Source organism: Streptococcus parasalivarius (genome assembly GCF_054785155.1).
In genome coordinates this window covers 75,051-89,583 of the sequence record NZ_BAABOB010000005.1, presented here as the reverse complement: position 1 = coordinate 89,583, position 14,533 = coordinate 75,051, and the positions used below count along the sequence as shown (strand labels likewise).

General features: G+C 40.2%; 24 protein-coding genes. All 24 read right to left on the bottom strand.

Annotated elements, in window-relative coordinates:
* Positions 1–8: 8 nt before the first annotated feature.
* The 24 genes from rpsE to ACYVQ1_RS05820 all read right to left on the bottom strand — a co-directional run bounded on the left by rpsE (position 9) and on the right by ACYVQ1_RS05820 (position 14,420).
* Positions 9–503, bottom strand: a complete 495-nt coding sequence (rpsE, locus tag ACYVQ1_RS05935) for a 30S ribosomal protein S5 (RefSeq protein WP_002885626.1) — start codon at positions 501–503, stop codon at positions 9–11.
* Positions 504–521: 18 nt separating this feature from the next.
* On the bottom strand, positions 522–878 hold the full coding sequence (gene rplR, locus ACYVQ1_RS05930; protein WP_002885810.1) for a 50S ribosomal protein L18: 357 nt from the start codon (positions 876–878) through the stop codon (positions 522–524).
* An 89-nt stretch (positions 879–967) separates the two neighbouring features.
* Positions 968–1,504 (bottom strand): 50S ribosomal protein L6, encoded by a 537-nt coding sequence (gene rplF, locus ACYVQ1_RS05925; protein ID WP_002887056.1) that lies wholly within the window; start codon positions 1,502–1,504, stop codon positions 968–970.
* A gap of 126 nt (positions 1,505–1,630) precedes the next feature.
* Complete coding sequence (gene rpsH, locus ACYVQ1_RS05920; protein ID WP_002885642.1) at positions 1,631–2,029, bottom strand: 30S ribosomal protein S8; 399 nt, start codon at positions 2,027–2,029, stop codon at positions 1,631–1,633.
* Positions 2,030–2,151: 122 nt separating this feature from the next.
* Positions 2,152–2,337, bottom strand: a complete 186-nt coding sequence (locus ACYVQ1_RS05915) for a type Z 30S ribosomal protein S14 (protein ID WP_001085699.1) — start codon at positions 2,335–2,337, stop codon at positions 2,152–2,154.
* A gap of 17 nt (positions 2,338–2,354) precedes the next feature.
* A complete protein-coding gene (rplE, locus tag ACYVQ1_RS05910) occupies positions 2,355–2,897 on the bottom strand; it encodes a 50S ribosomal protein L5 (RefSeq protein WP_002887058.1) in 543 nt (180 codons plus the stop codon).
* Between the two features lie 26 nt (positions 2,898–2,923).
* Positions 2,924–3,229 carry a 50S ribosomal protein L24 gene (gene rplX / locus ACYVQ1_RS05905; RefSeq protein ID WP_002885874.1) on the bottom strand — a complete coding sequence of 102 codons (306 nt, stop codon included), beginning with the start codon at positions 3,227–3,229 and terminating at the stop codon, positions 2,924–2,926.
* A gap of 80 nt (positions 3,230–3,309) precedes the next feature.
* On the bottom strand, positions 3,310–3,678 hold the full coding sequence (gene rplN / locus ACYVQ1_RS05900) for a 50S ribosomal protein L14 (protein ID WP_002885711.1): 369 nt from the start codon (positions 3,676–3,678) through the stop codon (positions 3,310–3,312).
* 24 nt (positions 3,679–3,702) lie between these two features.
* Positions 3,703–3,963 (bottom strand): 30S ribosomal protein S17, encoded by a 261-nt coding sequence (gene rpsQ, locus ACYVQ1_RS05895; protein ID WP_002885836.1) that lies wholly within the window; start codon positions 3,961–3,963, stop codon positions 3,703–3,705.
* Positions 3,964–3,990: 27 nt separating this feature from the next.
* Positions 3,991–4,197 carry a 50S ribosomal protein L29 gene (gene rpmC / locus ACYVQ1_RS05890; protein ID WP_002885754.1) on the bottom strand — a complete coding sequence of 69 codons (207 nt, stop codon included), beginning with the start codon at positions 4,195–4,197 and terminating at the stop codon, positions 3,991–3,993.
* Positions 4,198–4,206: 9 nt separating this feature from the next.
* The gene (gene rplP, locus ACYVQ1_RS05885; protein ID WP_000960950.1) at positions 4,207–4,620 is read right to left on the bottom strand and encodes a 50S ribosomal protein L16; all 414 of its coding nucleotides are present in this window, start codon (positions 4,618–4,620) and stop codon (positions 4,207–4,209) included.
* A 3-nt stretch (positions 4,621–4,623) separates the two neighbouring features.
* Complete coding sequence (rpsC, locus tag ACYVQ1_RS05880; RefSeq protein WP_002885727.1) at positions 4,624–5,277, bottom strand: 30S ribosomal protein S3; 654 nt, start codon at positions 5,275–5,277, stop codon at positions 4,624–4,626.
* A gap of 12 nt (positions 5,278–5,289) precedes the next feature.
* A complete protein-coding gene (gene rplV / locus ACYVQ1_RS05875; RefSeq protein WP_002887063.1) occupies positions 5,290–5,634 on the bottom strand; it encodes a 50S ribosomal protein L22 in 345 nt (114 codons plus the stop codon).
* Positions 5,635–5,649: 15 nt separating this feature from the next.
* A complete protein-coding gene (rpsS, locus tag ACYVQ1_RS05870) occupies positions 5,650–5,928 on the bottom strand; it encodes a 30S ribosomal protein S19 (protein WP_000533765.1) in 279 nt (92 codons plus the stop codon).
* A gap of 93 nt (positions 5,929–6,021) precedes the next feature.
* On the bottom strand, positions 6,022–6,855 hold the full coding sequence (rplB, locus tag ACYVQ1_RS05865) for a 50S ribosomal protein L2 (protein ID WP_002887065.1): 834 nt from the start codon (positions 6,853–6,855) through the stop codon (positions 6,022–6,024).
* 17 nt (positions 6,856–6,872) lie between these two features.
* Complete coding sequence (locus ACYVQ1_RS05860; RefSeq protein ID WP_002887066.1) at positions 6,873–7,169, bottom strand: 50S ribosomal protein L23; 297 nt, start codon at positions 7,167–7,169, stop codon at positions 6,873–6,875.
* Positions 7,169–7,792, bottom strand: a complete 624-nt coding sequence (rplD, locus tag ACYVQ1_RS05855) for a 50S ribosomal protein L4 (protein ID WP_002885795.1) — start codon at positions 7,790–7,792, stop codon at positions 7,169–7,171. The genes ACYVQ1_RS05860 and rplD overlap by 1 nt, the downstream gene beginning before the upstream one ends.
* A gap of 24 nt (positions 7,793–7,816) precedes the next feature.
* On the bottom strand, positions 7,817–8,443 hold the full coding sequence (gene rplC / locus ACYVQ1_RS05850; protein WP_002885755.1) for a 50S ribosomal protein L3: 627 nt from the start codon (positions 8,441–8,443) through the stop codon (positions 7,817–7,819).
* 114 nt (positions 8,444–8,557) lie between these two features.
* Positions 8,558–8,866 (bottom strand): 30S ribosomal protein S10, encoded by a 309-nt coding sequence (gene rpsJ, locus ACYVQ1_RS05845; RefSeq protein ID WP_002885653.1) that lies wholly within the window; start codon positions 8,864–8,866, stop codon positions 8,558–8,560.
* A 242-nt stretch (positions 8,867–9,108) separates the two neighbouring features.
* Positions 9,109–10,110 (bottom strand): Holliday junction branch migration DNA helicase RuvB, encoded by a 1,002-nt coding sequence (gene ruvB / locus ACYVQ1_RS05840; protein WP_461250144.1) that lies wholly within the window; start codon positions 10,108–10,110, stop codon positions 9,109–9,111.
* Between the two features lie 80 nt (positions 10,111–10,190).
* Positions 10,191–12,014, bottom strand: coding sequence for an acyltransferase family protein (locus ACYVQ1_RS05835; RefSeq protein WP_014635144.1), 1,824 nt, complete (start codon positions 12,012–12,014; stop codon positions 10,191–10,193).
* Positions 12,011–12,421: a hypothetical protein gene (locus ACYVQ1_RS05830; RefSeq protein WP_461250143.1), complete on the bottom strand. Its 411-nt coding sequence runs from the start codon at positions 12,419–12,421 to the stop codon at positions 12,011–12,013. Before ACYVQ1_RS05830 ends, ACYVQ1_RS05835 begins: the two co-directional genes overlap by 4 nt.
* Entirely contained in the window at positions 12,418–12,852 is a 435-nt protein-coding gene (locus tag ACYVQ1_RS05825) for a low molecular weight protein-tyrosine-phosphatase (RefSeq protein ID WP_049545228.1), read from the bottom strand. Before ACYVQ1_RS05825 ends, ACYVQ1_RS05830 begins: the two co-directional genes overlap by 4 nt.
* Positions 12,853–13,127: 275 nt before the next feature.
* A complete protein-coding gene (locus ACYVQ1_RS05820; RefSeq protein ID WP_002887072.1) occupies positions 13,128–14,420 on the bottom strand; it encodes an adenylosuccinate synthase in 1,293 nt (430 codons plus the stop codon).
* Positions 14,421–14,533: the final 113 nt, after the last annotated feature.

The window sequence follows — 14,533 nt, the reverse complement described above, 5'->3', positions numbered from 1 at the left end:
CTCCTTTCTTATGCCAAGTCAGATACTGAGATGCCACGAAGAGCCGCAACTTCTTCAGCACGTTTAAGTTGTTTCAATCCTTCAACAGTCGCACGAACGATGTTGATTGGAGTGTTTGAACCAAGTGATTTAGATGTTACATCAGCAACACCAGCCAATTCGATGACGGCACGAACTGCACCACCAGCGGCAACCCCAGCCCCTTCAACAGCTGGTTTCAACAATACTTTCGCTCCACCAAATTCTGAACGAACTTCGTGAGGAATAGTTGTACCAACCATAGGAACTTCGATAAGGTTTTTCTTAGCTGCTTCAACTGCTTTACGGATAGCTTCTGGAACCTCTTGAGATTTACCAGTACCAAATCCTACGCGACCATTACGGTCACCAACAACAACAAGAGCAGCAAAACGCATGTTGCGTCCACCTTTTACAACTTTAGTAACACGGTTGATAGCAACTACGCGTTCTTCAAGTTCTACTGCATTATCTTTAAATGCCATTATTAAGTGTCCTCCCTATTAGAATTTCAATCCGTTTTCACGAGCTGAGTCAGCCAAAGCTTTAACACGTCCGTGATAGAGATATCCACCGCGGTCAAACACCACTTCAGAAATACCTTTAGCTACTGCGCGTTCAGCAACAAGTTTACCGACAACAACGGCTTGTTCTGTTTTAGTTCCTTTAGAAACTTCTTTATCAAGAGTTGATGCACTTGCGAGCGTTACACCCGCTACGTCATCAATTACTTGAGCGTAGATGCCTGTATTAGAACGGAAAATGTTCAAACGTGGGCGATCAGCAGTTCCAGAGAGTTTTCCGCGAACGCGACGGTGGCGTTTTTGGCGGAGTTTGTTTTTATCTGGTTTCGAAATCACAATTTTCACCTCTTAATTATAATGCTTGCTCATGAGAGCTTTTGGTAAGTATACAATCCAAAAAGAATTGCCACAAGGATAAAATCCTATTATTTACCAGTTTTACCTTCTTTACGACGTACGTATTCACCAACGTAACGGATACCTTTACCTTTGTAAGGTTCTGGTGAACGAAGGCTACGGATGTAAGCTGCTGTTTGACCAACAACTTCTTTGTTGATACCGCTAACGACAATTGAAGTTGCAGATGGTACTTCAAAAGTAATACCTTCTGGAGCTTCAACTTCGTCTTGGTGAGATTTACCAACTGAAAGAACAAGTTTTGTTCCTTGGAGTTGCGCACGATATCCGACACCGCGCATTTCAAGTTCTTTTTTGAAACCTTCAGAAACACCAACAACCATGTTATTCAAGTTTGCACGTGAAGTACCGTGGATTGTTTTGTTTTCTTTTGAGTCGTTTGGACGGTGAAGTGTAACTTCGTTGCCTTCAACTTTGATTTCAATGTTTTTGTTAAACTCACGAGTGAGTTCGCCTTTAGGTCCTTTAACAGTAACAACGTTATCGTTGTTTGTTACTTCAACACCAGCAGGCAAAGTAATAACTTTATTACCAATACGTGACATAGTATTTAATTCTCCTGTTAGATTATCAAGCCACAAAGTGACTAGTTTTCACGGGGATGAGTTTCATAGAATATAATCAACGAAACTCGCACAAATCATTTGAGATAAGTGCTTAGTATCAACTTCTTACCAAACGTAAGCGATAACTTCTCCACCAACGTTCTTTTGACGAGCTTCTTTATCAGTCAAAAGACCTTCTGAAGTAGAAATGATCGCGATTCCAAGTCCGTTAAGAACTTTAGGAACATCTTCACGTTTAGAGTAAACACGAAGACCTGGTTTAGAAATACGTTTCAAGTTAGTGATAACACGTTCACCGTTTTGTCCGTATTTCAAGAATACGCGGATGATACCTTGTTTGTCATCTTCGATAACTTCAACATTTTTTACGAAACCTTCACGTTTAAGGATTTCAGCGATACCTTTTTTAATGTTTGATGCAGGTACTTCAAGTACTTCGTGTTTAGCTTGGTTAGCGTTACGAATACGTGTCAAGAAATCTGCAATTGGGTCAGTCATAACCATTTTATATTTTCTCCTCTTACTAGTAGTTTGAATAATTCACTTGCTAGTTAATGATTGAGCTAGGCTCAGATTGTGTTAAATACATCCAAATTAGGTGAAACTAACTTAAATGTACCTTGTTTTTACCAAGAAGCTTTGGTAACACCTGGAATTTGACCTTTGTAAGCCAATTCACGGAAGCAAACACGGCAAAGTTTAAATTTGCGATAAACTGAGTGTGGACGTCCACAACGTTCGCAACGAGTGTAAGCTTGCGTAGAGAACTTCGCAGGGCGTTTGTTCTTAGCAATCATTGATTTTTTAGCCAATTTATTTACCTCCTAGATTATTTTGCAAAAGGCATTCCAAGGCCTTTAAGCAATTCACGACCTTCTTCGTCAGTGTTAGCAGTAGTTACGATAACGATATCCATACCACGTACTTTATCAACATCGTCGAAGTTGATTTCTGGGAAGATAAGTTGTTCTTTAACACCAAGTGTGTAGTTACCACGTCCATCAAATGATTTAGTTGGAACACCATGGAAGTCACGAACACGTGGAAGTGATACTGATACCAATTTATCCAAGAATTCGTACATGCGTTCACCACGAAGGGTAACTTTAGCACCGATCGCTACACCTTCACGAAGACGGAAGCCAGCGATTGATTTCTTAGCTTTAGTAATCAATGGTTTTTGACCTGAAATAAGTGCCAACTCAGCAGCAGCTTTTTCAAGAGTTTTAGCGTTGTTTACAGCTTCACCAACACCCATGTTGATAACGATTTTATCAACTTTTGGCACAGCCATAACTGAAGAATAATTGAATTTTTCAGTCAAAGCTGGAATTACTTCGTTAGTGTATTTTTCTTTAAGACGGTTAGCCATTTAATACTTTCTCCTTTCCTTCGTGATTAGTCAAGCACTTCGCCTGATTTTTTGTTGTAACGAACTTTTTTGCCGTCAACAACTTTGTAACCTACACGTCCAGCTACACCGTTCTTGTCAAGAACTTGAACGTTTGAAGCGTGGATTGGTGCTTCTTTTTCCACGATAGCACCTTGAGGGTTTTCAGCTGATGGTTTTTGGTGTTTTTTGATGATTGCAACACCTTCAACAACAACTTTGTTTACTTTTGGAAGAGCTTTAAGAACTACTGCTTCAGTTCCTTTGTCTTTACCAGCAATAACGCGAACTTTATCGCCTTTTTTTACAAACATTTGAGTATTTCTCCTATTATTTCTTACGCCCTAATGGGCACCCTGAACATTTCAGGGGACTAAGTTTGTGTTAATTCAGATTAAAGTACTTCTGGCGCCAAAGATACGATACGCATGTATCCACCTTCACGCAATTCACGTGCAACAGGGCCAAAGATACGAGTTCCACGAGGAGTTTTGTCATCGCGGATGATTACTGCAGCGTTATCATCAAACTTGATGTATGAACCGTCTGGACGGCGAGCACCAGTTTTTGTACGAACGATAACAGCTTTAACAACATCACCTTTTTTAACAGCTCCACCTGGTGTAGCTTGTTTAACAGTTGCAACGATAACGTCGCCGATGTTAGCGAATTTACGTCCTGAACCACCAAGAACTTTGATAGTCAAGATTTCACGAGCACCGCTATTATCAGCAACTTTTAAGCGACTTTCTTGTTGAATCATTTCAATTGTCTCCTTTTAGTTTTATTAGATAATAACAGCTTCTTCCACAACTTCTACAAGACGGAAGCGTTTTGTAGCTGAAAGTGGGCGAGTTTCCATGATACGAACGATATCGCCTTCTTTAGCAACGTTGTTTTCATCATGTGCTTTGTATTTTTTAGAATAGTTGATACGTTTACCATAGACTGGGTGGTTACGTTTAGTTTCAACTACAACTGTGATTGTTTTATCCATCTTGTCAGATACTACGCGTCCAACAAGGGTTTTACGTTGATTACGTTCCATTATTAGAATTGCTCCTTTCCCAATCTATTATTTGATTTCAGATTGCACAGTTTTAACACGTGCAATTTGTTTTTTCACTTCGTTCAAACGAGCAGTTTGATCAAGTTGACCTGCTGCAGCTTGGAAACGAAGGTCGAAAAGTTCTTTCTTAAGTTCGTTTTCTTTTTTAGCAAGCTCTTCTTGAGACAAGCCACGAAGCTCAGCAACAAACTTTTTGATTTCTTCAAGTTTCATGTCTTCTCCTTATTCTGCTTCACGTTTCACGAATTTACATTTAACTGGCAATTTGTGGCTAGCAAGACGAAGCGCTTCACGTGCAACTTCTTCAGAAACACCTGCGATTTCGAACATTACTTTACCACGTTTAACTGGTGCTACCCAACCTTCAGGTGCCCCTTTACCAGAACCCATACGTACACCGATAGCTTTAGCAGTGTATGATTTGTGTGGGAAGATCTTAATCCAAACCTTACCACCACGTTTCATGTAACGAGTCATGGCAATACGAGCAGCCTCGATTTGACGGTTTGTAATCCAGTGGCTAGTTGTAGCTTGAAGACCGTATTCACCGAATGATACTTCTTTACCACCTTTAGCCTCACCGCGCATTTTTCCACGGAATTCACGACGGTGTTTAACACGTTTAGGTACTAACATTTGTTATTTGCCTCCTTTAGTGTTTTTACGAGCTGGAAGAACTTCTCCACGGTAGATCCAAACTTTAACACCAAGTTTACCGTAAGTTGTGTCAGCTTCTTCCCAAGCGTAATCGATATCAGCACGAAGTGTGTGAAGTGGAACTGTACCTTCAGAGTATCCTTCTGCACGGGCGATATCTGCACCGTTCAAACGACCTGATACTTGAGTTTTGATTCCTTTAGCTCCAGCACGCATTGCACGTTGGATAGCTTGTTTTTGTGCACGACGGAAAGCAACACGTTGCTCAAGTTGGCGAGCAATTGTTTCACCAACAAGGTGAGCGTCCAAATCAGGTTTCTTGATTTCAACGATGTTGATGTGTACTTGTTTTCCAGTCAATTTGTTAAGTTGAGCGCGAAGAGCGTCAACGTTTGATCCACCTTTACCGATAACCATACCTGGTTTTGCAGTGTGAAGTGAAACAATAACTTTGTTTACAGCACGTTCGATTTCAATAGTTGAAACTGAAGCGTCTGCAAGTTCTTTTTGAATGAATTTGCGGATTGCCAAATCTTCGTGAAGGTAATCTGCGTATTCTTTTTCAGCATACCATTTCGCATCCCAGTCACGGATGATCCCGACACGCATACCAATTGGATGTACTTTTTGACCCACGAGTTTACCTCCTTATTTTTCTGACACAACTACTGTTACGTGAGTTGTGCGTTTGTTGATTGGTGAAGCTGAACCTTTCGCACGTGGACGGAAACGTTTCATTGTTGGTCCTTCGTTTGCGAATGTTTCAGATACTACCAAGTTAGCTTTTTCCAAACCAAAGTTGTTTTCTGCGTTAGCGATAGCAGAGTTAAGAGTTTTCTCAACAATGCGAGCTGCTTTGTTTGGAGTGAATTTCAAGATTGCGATTGCATCAGCAACGTTCTTACCACGGATAAGATCAAGAACAAGACGTGTTTTACGAGGTGAAACACGCACTGTACGAGCCATTGCTTTAGCTGAAGTAATTTCTGCCATTGTGTCCTCCTCCTATTAACGACGTGTTTTCTTATCGTCAGCTGCGTGACCTTTGTAAGTACGAGTTGGTGCAAATTCACCAAGTTTGTGACCTACCATGTCTTCTTGGATGTAAACAGGAACGTGTTTACGTCCATCATAAACTGCGATAGTGTATCCGATGAAACTTGGGAAAATCGTTGAACGACGTGACCAAGTTTTAATTACTTTTTTCTTTTCGTCATTTGCTTGAGCTTCAACTTTTTTCATCAAATGCTCATCGACGAAAGGTCCTTTTTTAAGACTACGTCCCATTTTGTAGTTTTCTCCTTTAAATTGAATGTACCACAGCGGCTTGCACTAAGAAATGCTACCGAGTTGGCGGATGTTATGAGCTAAGCGACTAAATTATTTTTCGTTACGACGACGAACGATAAGTTTGTCAGATTTAGCTTTCTTGTTACGAGTTTTAAGACCAAGCGCAGGTTTACCCCATGGAGTAGATGGCGCTTTACGTCCAACTGGTGCTTTACCTTCACCACCACCGTGTGGGTGATCGTTAGGGTTCATTACAGAACCACGAACTGTTGGGCGAATACCTTTCCAGCGATTACGGCCGGCTTTACCAAGGTTGATAAGTGATTGTTGTTCGTTACCCACAGTACCGATAGTTGCACGACATGTACCAAGAACCATACGAACTTCACCTGATTGAAGACGAACAAGTACGTATTTACCTTCTTGACCCAAAACTTGAGCAGAAGCGCCAGCGGCACGGATAAGTTCAGCACCTTTACCTGGTTGAAGCTCGATGTTGTGGATAACTGTACCAACTGGGATGTTTGCAAGTGGAAGAGCGTTACCAATCTTGATATCCGCATCTGGACCTGAAACGATACGTTGACCTACTTCAAGACCTTTAGGTGCGATGATGTAAGCTTTAACCCCGTCAGTGTAGTGTACAAGAGCGATGTTTGCAGTACGGTTTGGATCATACTCAATTGTTTTAACAACTGCTTCAACGCCATCTTTGTTACGTTTGAAGTCAATCAAACGGTAGTGGCGTTTGTGTCCGCCACCTTGGTGACGTACAGTGATACGACCGTTGTTGTTACGACCAGCTTTGTTCTTAAGAGAAACAAGCAATGATTTTTCAGGAGTGCTTGTAGTGATTTCTGCGAAATCCAAAGAAGTCATGTTACGACGGCCATTTGTCGTTGGTTTATAAACTTTAATACCCACGTTAATTTCTCCTTTGATTATTCAGCTTCAGCTGCAAACAACTCGATTGCTTTAGAATCAGCTGTAAGAGTGATGATAGCTTTTTTAGTTTTTGAAGTGAAACCAGTGTAACGTCCAACACGTTTTTGTTTTGGTTTAACAGTTACAGTGTTCACGCTAGCAACTTTAACACCTTCAAATGCAGCTTCAACTGCTTGTTTGATCAAGAGTTTGTGTGCACGTGTATCAACTTCGAAAGTGTATTTTCCTGCTTCAAGAGCAATCATAGATTTCTCAGTGATAACAGGTTTTTTGATTACGTCATACAAATTCATTATGCAAGAACCTCCTCGATTGATGAGATAGCTTCTTTAGTAACAAGAAGTTTATCTGCGTTTACGATGTCAAGTACGCTTGCAGTTGCAGGAGTTGCAACAGTTACGTTTGCAAGGTTACGTGCTGAAAGTTCAGCGAATTTGTTTCCTTCTTCAACGATAACAAGTACTTTAGAATCGATGCTAAGAGCTGAAAGAACGTTTGCGAATTCAGCAGTTTTTGGAGCTGCAAATGAAAGAGCTTCAACTGCTACAAATTTATCTTCTGCAACTTTAGCTGAGTAAACAGATTTCAATGCAAGGCGACGAACTTTTTGTGGAAGTTTGTATCCGTAAGAACGTGGAGTTGGTCCGAAGACAACACCACCACCACGCCATTGTGGTGAGCGGATAGAACCCTGACGAGCACGTCCAGTTCCTTTTTGACGCCATGGTTTACGTCCACCACCTGATACTGCTGAACGGTTTTTAACCGCGTGAGTACCTTGGCGAAGGCTAGCACGTTGGCTGATTACGACATCAAATACTACTGATTCGTTTGGTTCGATACCGAAGATAGCGTCGTTAAGTTCAACTGTGCTAACTTCTTTACCAGTTTGGTCAAATAGTTTTACGTTTGCCATTTTTAACTGATTTCTCCTTTCTTATTATTTAGCAGCTTTAACTGCTGATTTGATAGTGATAAGAGATTTCTTAGCACCTGGTACGTTACCTTTGATAAGGATAACGTTTTTCTCTGGGATAACTTGTACAACTTCAAGATTTTGAATTGTCACACGGTTGCCACCCATACGTCCTGCCAAGTGTTTGTTTTTGAAAACACGGTTAGGCGCAACAGGTCCCATTGAACCTGGACGACGGTGGTAACGAGAACCGTGAGCCATAGGTCCGCGTGATTGACCGTGGCGTTTGATAACACCTTGGAAACCTTTACCTTTTGAAGTACCAGTTACGTCAACAACATCTCCAGCTTCGAATGTGTCAACAGTGATTTCTGATCCAACTTCCAAGCCTTCAATGTTTTTGAATTCACGAATGAAGCGCTTAGGAGCTGTGTTAGCTTTCGCTACGTGGCCTTTGGCAGGTTTGTTGCTCAATACTTCGCGTTTGTCGTCAAAACCAACTTGAACTGCTTCGTAACCGTCTGTTTCAACAGTTTTAACTTGAAGCACAACGTTTGGAGTAGCTTCGATGACAGTAACAGGGATAAATTCACCTGCTTCAGTGAAGATTTGAGTCATTCCCACTTTTTTCCCTAAGATTCCTTTTGTCATGAGAAAATATTTCCTTTACTTTATTGTTTTTTCAAAAAGTTTTTTATGAGCGTTTTTTATGCTCAAAAAAGTTTTTAACGAGCGTTTTTTATGCTCATTGAATCAAACTTTAAATTAAAGTTTGATTTCTACGTTCACACCACTTGGAAGATCAAGTTTCATCAAAGCGTCAACTGTTTTTTGAGTTGGGTTGATGATGTCGATAAGACGTTTGTGTGTACGCATTTCAAATTGTTCGCGAGAATCTTTATATTTGTGAGTCGCACGAATAATTGTGTAGAGACTACGTTCAGTTGGAAGTGGAACTGGTCCAGCAACTGTCGCACCTGTGCGAGTTGCAGTTTCTACGATTTTTTCAGCCGCTGTATCAAGCGTACGGTGTTCGTAAGCTTTCAAACGGATACGAATTTTTTTGTTTGCCATTTTTTCTCCTCTTTCGTCTATTTAAGATAATAGGCTAGCTCCTCAAGAAAACCAACACGGATTGCGTGGCAGTGCAACCAGGCGTGTCGCAACCTCTTGTATCATAGCTAAGCGCTGTATTTACAGCACCATAATATAATAACAAAAGAACCCACTCATTGCAAGGGATTTTTAAAGTTTTTTTCTTTTTTCTTTATTTTCTTTTTGACTAAACAAAAAAATCCACCTTCGATGGATTTTTATCAAGTTTCTTTAGTGTAGTCGTACCCCATGTGTTCATAGGCTTTAACCGTTGCAACACGTCCTGTTCGTGTTCGCATAATAAATCCTTTTTGAATTAGATAGGGTTCATACATATCTTCTACCGTTTCTCGCTCTTCAGCAATATTAACTGACAAGGTCCCTAGACCAACCGGTCCCCCACCATACATCTCAATCATGGTTCGGAGAATTTTTTGGTCGACATAATCTAGTCCTTCATGGTCCACATCCAACATAGTCAACGCCTTGTCTGCAATCTTATCATCAATGATGCCATCACCCATAATTTGTGCATAGTCTCTCACACGCTTAAGTAGGCGGTTAGCAATACGTGGCGTTCCACGACTACGACGTGCTAACTCTAGGGCAGCCTCAGGTGTTATAGTCATATCAAAGATTTCTGAAGTGCGTTCTATAATTTCCTTCAAATCTGGTAACTCATAATATTCCATATGACCATTAATCCCAAAACGAGCCCTCAATGGATTTGACAACATACCTGCTCGTGTGGTTGCACCCACTAAAGTGAACGGTGGTAACTCTAGGTGAACACTACGACTTGTTTCACCTGAACCAATCATGATATCGATGTAGTAATCTTCCATAGCACTATAAAGTACTTCTTCCACTGCCATAGGCATTCGATGAATCTCATCAATAAATAAGATATCACCCGGCTCCAAGTCATTGAGTATAGCAACCAAATCTCCAGCCTTCTCAATTGCTGGCCCAGACGTCTGCTTTAAATTGACGCCCATCTCATTAGCTATCACAAAAGCCATGGTCGTTTTCCCTAAACCTGGAGGACCAAACAAAAGAGTATGATCCAATGCTTCATCACGAAGTTTAGCTGCCTCTATAAAAATCTTTAATTGGTCCTTAACCTTATCTTGACCAATATATTCCTTAAAGTACTGAGGACGAAGGGTACGCTCAACATACTCTTCATCTCCTAGTAAATCATTATCTAATATTCTTGCCATAGGCTTATTTTAGCACAAAACAAAAAATGCAGTCAAAATTTGTCCATAAAAAAGAAGACAAGACTTGCCTTCTCTTTTGATTATTTCTTACCACCCTTAACTGGTGCCTTATCAGCTTTCTCTATAGCTTCTTTAATTGTCTTAGTATAGAGTTTAGCACCACGGTTAATAGAGTCGCTATCAGATCCAAAGTGAACCCCATCTGTACCATTCCAGATAGAAATATTTTCTTTAGCCACTTGATACCAGTCAGCAACCGTTACAAAGTCGTATTTCTTAGCCATCTCTAACTCATACTTACGTAACTGAATCAAAGATTGGGCCTCATTACCAGATTTACTACCATTATATGGTGTCACAAAGATAATATGGTGACCCTTAGGTAAATTCTTGATGATTTTATTAATAACGCCTTTATAGTCGTCAATCTCATTAACACCACCAGCAATGACAACATCCTTAGCAAGAGCATTACTATCCGCGTAATCTTTAAGCAAATCATTGATTGTTGATAGGTTACGACTGACAACTGCATCTATAGCGACATTATCAATACTTGATTCCAGCTGATCTTTTGATCTAAGAGCTACGGAGTCCCCTAAAACTGTCACTCCCTTATTCACACCAAATGAAGTAGCCTGACTGTTTTCCGCATTGGTACGCGTTAATTTCATCTTAGTCTGAGCTTGCGACAAACCATTAGCTTCTAAATCTTTCTCGAAGTTCCCTACAGCCGGCGCAAAGAGAGAAATAAGCACTGTAATTAAAGTAAGACCACTAAAAACATAAAGCACAATATGTCGGTACGGCGTCAAGTCTAAATCTATTCCAAAGAGACTGGCCTTTCTTCCTGCAATAAATGGCTCTATTATATAGTAGGAAAGTGTTGCAAAAACAATTGACAGAATCGTTGTCAGAATGACTGCAATAATATTATTGGTCAATTGACTAAAGATAATATATAGCGGCCAGTGAAAAAGATAGACACTATAGCTAATCTCTGCCAAATAACTAATAAGAGCAGGCTCTGATTTTCCAGGCAATTTCTCATGGAGGACACGGGCAGAGTAAATCATAACAGCCGTGAACAAACTAGCTAAAACAAAACCAAATAGATAGGTAATGCGTTCCTCAAAATGGAGAACTAAGCCCAACAATACGAGCAAGGCAAAACTTCCTACCATATAAAGGACCGTCTTTTTCAGAGTCCAAAGGCGTATATTTTTCTTGAACCTAGCGGTCGTTTCATATACACCTGAAAGTGTCGCAAAGAGCGAACCTAGGAAGAATGGATAAGCATGCGTAATTGATGAGAAATATAAGCGAGAAAAACTATCAACAAAGAAAGCACTAATAAACATTGATAGGAAACTCACCATAAAGCAGGCAAGAGATACCATAAAGACTAGGCTTCTAAATTGATTTTGATGTTTAACACGCTTAGCTAGGAACCAAAGCAAGGCACCCCAAAGAATATAATAGTGAACCTCAATGGCCAGACTCCATGTATGGAGGTAAATATGCTGGTTAAACTGGTTCTCATAATTTCCCCCAGTCAAAATCTCATAATAGTTAGTTACAAAACCGATAACAGAGGTGATTTGACGTCCAATACCTGCAATAAAATCATTTCGAACCAAGAGTGCCAAGGGGGTGCAGATAAGAACCATCAGCACAAGTGGTGGTACTATCCGGTAGAAGCGTCGTCGCATAAAACCAAGGTAATCAATGCGATGCGTCCTAGATACCTCATCAATCAAAAGTGCTGTAATCAAATACCCTGAGAAGGTAAAGAAGACATCAACACCGATGAAGCCCCCAGGAAGAATACTTGGGAAGAAATGATAGATCAGAACCAAAAGAAGTCCTGTCACACGAATATAAGAAAACCAGTTAATTCTCATCCTTTAAAAATCCCCTGTTTAAATTTTCCTTTGTAGGTAACCTTATTTTCAGTAGTCAATTTTCCTTGACCATCGGCTTGACCAGACTTGAACTCTCCTTGATAAATCCAACCCTCATGAGATTTGAAGGTTCCTTGACCATTAAAGGAACCATTCTTAAATTCTCCCGTATAGGTATCACCATTATCATAGCTCAAAGTTCCTTGACCATTCAAACGATGGTTCTGCATCTGACCTTTATAGGCAATCTTAGTCCCATCAATCTTGATAGAATGTTGCGTTTTTATAGTCACCAAAAACAAGGACAGGGCGCATAAAATAATAACCCCTACTGTAATACGCTCAAATTGATTTCGGTCAATATCAATATTTTTAAAATCAAAATCCTTTAGTTGTTTAAAATTCATTGTCTATCCTTAATCCACTGTAACCAGTCTCGACAACCTGCAGTTACCAATTTGTATGTTTCTTCAAAGTCACCTGTATACCATGGGTCCGGAACTCCACCAGGTCTGAAAAGCTTGATTTTATCGTCATAACGCCCTGCAGATATCTGTAGAAGATCCTCAACATTTGACTCATCCATTCCCACAACTAAATCAAAGAACTCAAAATCAGCCTGACTAATCTGTTGTGAGCCCTTGGAAGAGTCAAAAGAAATAGCATATTTCCTTAAAATCTTTTGGGTCCCTTGATGAACTGAATTTCCATGCTCCCATGAAGATGTCGCGCGACTTTCGATATGCAAAGACTTTTCTTGGTCCAGCTCTTTCATCACAAATTCTGCCATTGGGCTACGACAAATATTCCCCAGACAAACAAATACAATCTTATTCATTATTCACCTCTTGCCCAAAACTATTAAGAGATCTGCTCACTTATTTTCTTCGTCAAAATTATGAACACACTTTTAAATCATGAAAGTAGGTTCTCATTAATTTTCATTTAATCAATCCATATTATACCGAAAAACTAATCAAATAGAAAGGTTTCTTTCCTAATCATATCGAAAAATTAGTAACCTTTTTTAACAGTTGCAACATTCCTATTAATCTATATATTTAAGGCGTGAGAAAAGAGAACCTAGTTTCCTAGATTCTCCTTTTGTTTGCTTTAGATATTTGACCAAACACTTTCAAGGATGTTTGTTTGTTCACGTCCTGGTCCTACAGAGAAAGTAGAGATACGTACACCTACCAATTCACCAACCCGACGAACATAATTACGAGCATTTTCAGGAAGCTCATCTAAACTACGGCAACCTGTGATGTCTTCTTCCCAACCTGGCAATTCTTCATAGATTGGTTTACAACGTTTCAGTTGCTCAAGACTAGCTGGATAGTAATCAATACGCTCACCATCAAGATCATAAGCTACACAAATTTTTACAGTGTCAAGACCTGAGAGAACATCGATACAGTTCAAGCTGAGGTTTGTGATACCTGATACACGACGACTATGGCGCATCACCACTGAGTCAAACCATCCTACACGACGTGGACGTCCAGTTGTTGTTCCATATTCATGACCAACTTCACGGATGCGTTCACCCACTTCATCAAATAACTCAGTTGGGAAAGGACCATCACCAACACGACTCGTATAGGCCTTACATACACCAACTACCTTATTAATTTTAGATGGACCAACACCAGAACCGATTGTAACACCACCCGCAACTGGGTTTGATGACGTTACAAATGGGTAAGTACCTTGGTCAATATCAAGCATAACCCCTTGAGCTCCTTCAAAGAGGACACGTTTACCTGCATCAAGAGCGTCATTCAAGATAACGGATGTATCTGTGACATATTGCTTAATTTGTTGTCCGTAAGCGTAGTATTCTTCAAAAATCTCATCGAATGATAATTCTTCAGCTTCATACATCTTACTGAAAAGACGGTTTTTCTCAGCTAAGTTCGTTTTCAAACGATCAGCAAAGATTTCTTTGTCCAAAAGGTCTGCAATACGGATACCTACACGCGCAGCCTTATCCATATAGGCAGGACCAATACCTTTGTTAGTTGTACCAATCTTATTGTCACCTTTGGCGGCTTCTTGCAGTTGATCAAGTTTAATATGGTACGGCAAAATAACGTGTGCGCGGTCAGAAATACGAAGGCTCTCTGTCGACACACCTTCTGCATGAAGATATTCCAACTCTTTGACAAGTGATTTAGGATTGACCACTACACCGTTCCCGATAACAGAGATTTTCTCTGGGAAGAAAATACCTGATGGAATCAAGTGCAATTTAAATTTCTTACCATCGATAACAATCGTGTGACCTGCATTGTCTCCACCTTGATAACGTGCGATCACTTCGGCATCTTGACTTAGGAAATCTGTAATTTTCCCTTTACCTTCATCACCCCACTGGGTACCCACAACAACTACTGATGTCATATTATTTTGATAACGGACAGCTCCACCTTTACGAGGCTGCCCCCACCTTTCTTGAAAAACTTCACGGTGGGAATTTCACCCACAAGTTTTGCGTTACAGTTTATTATAGCAGA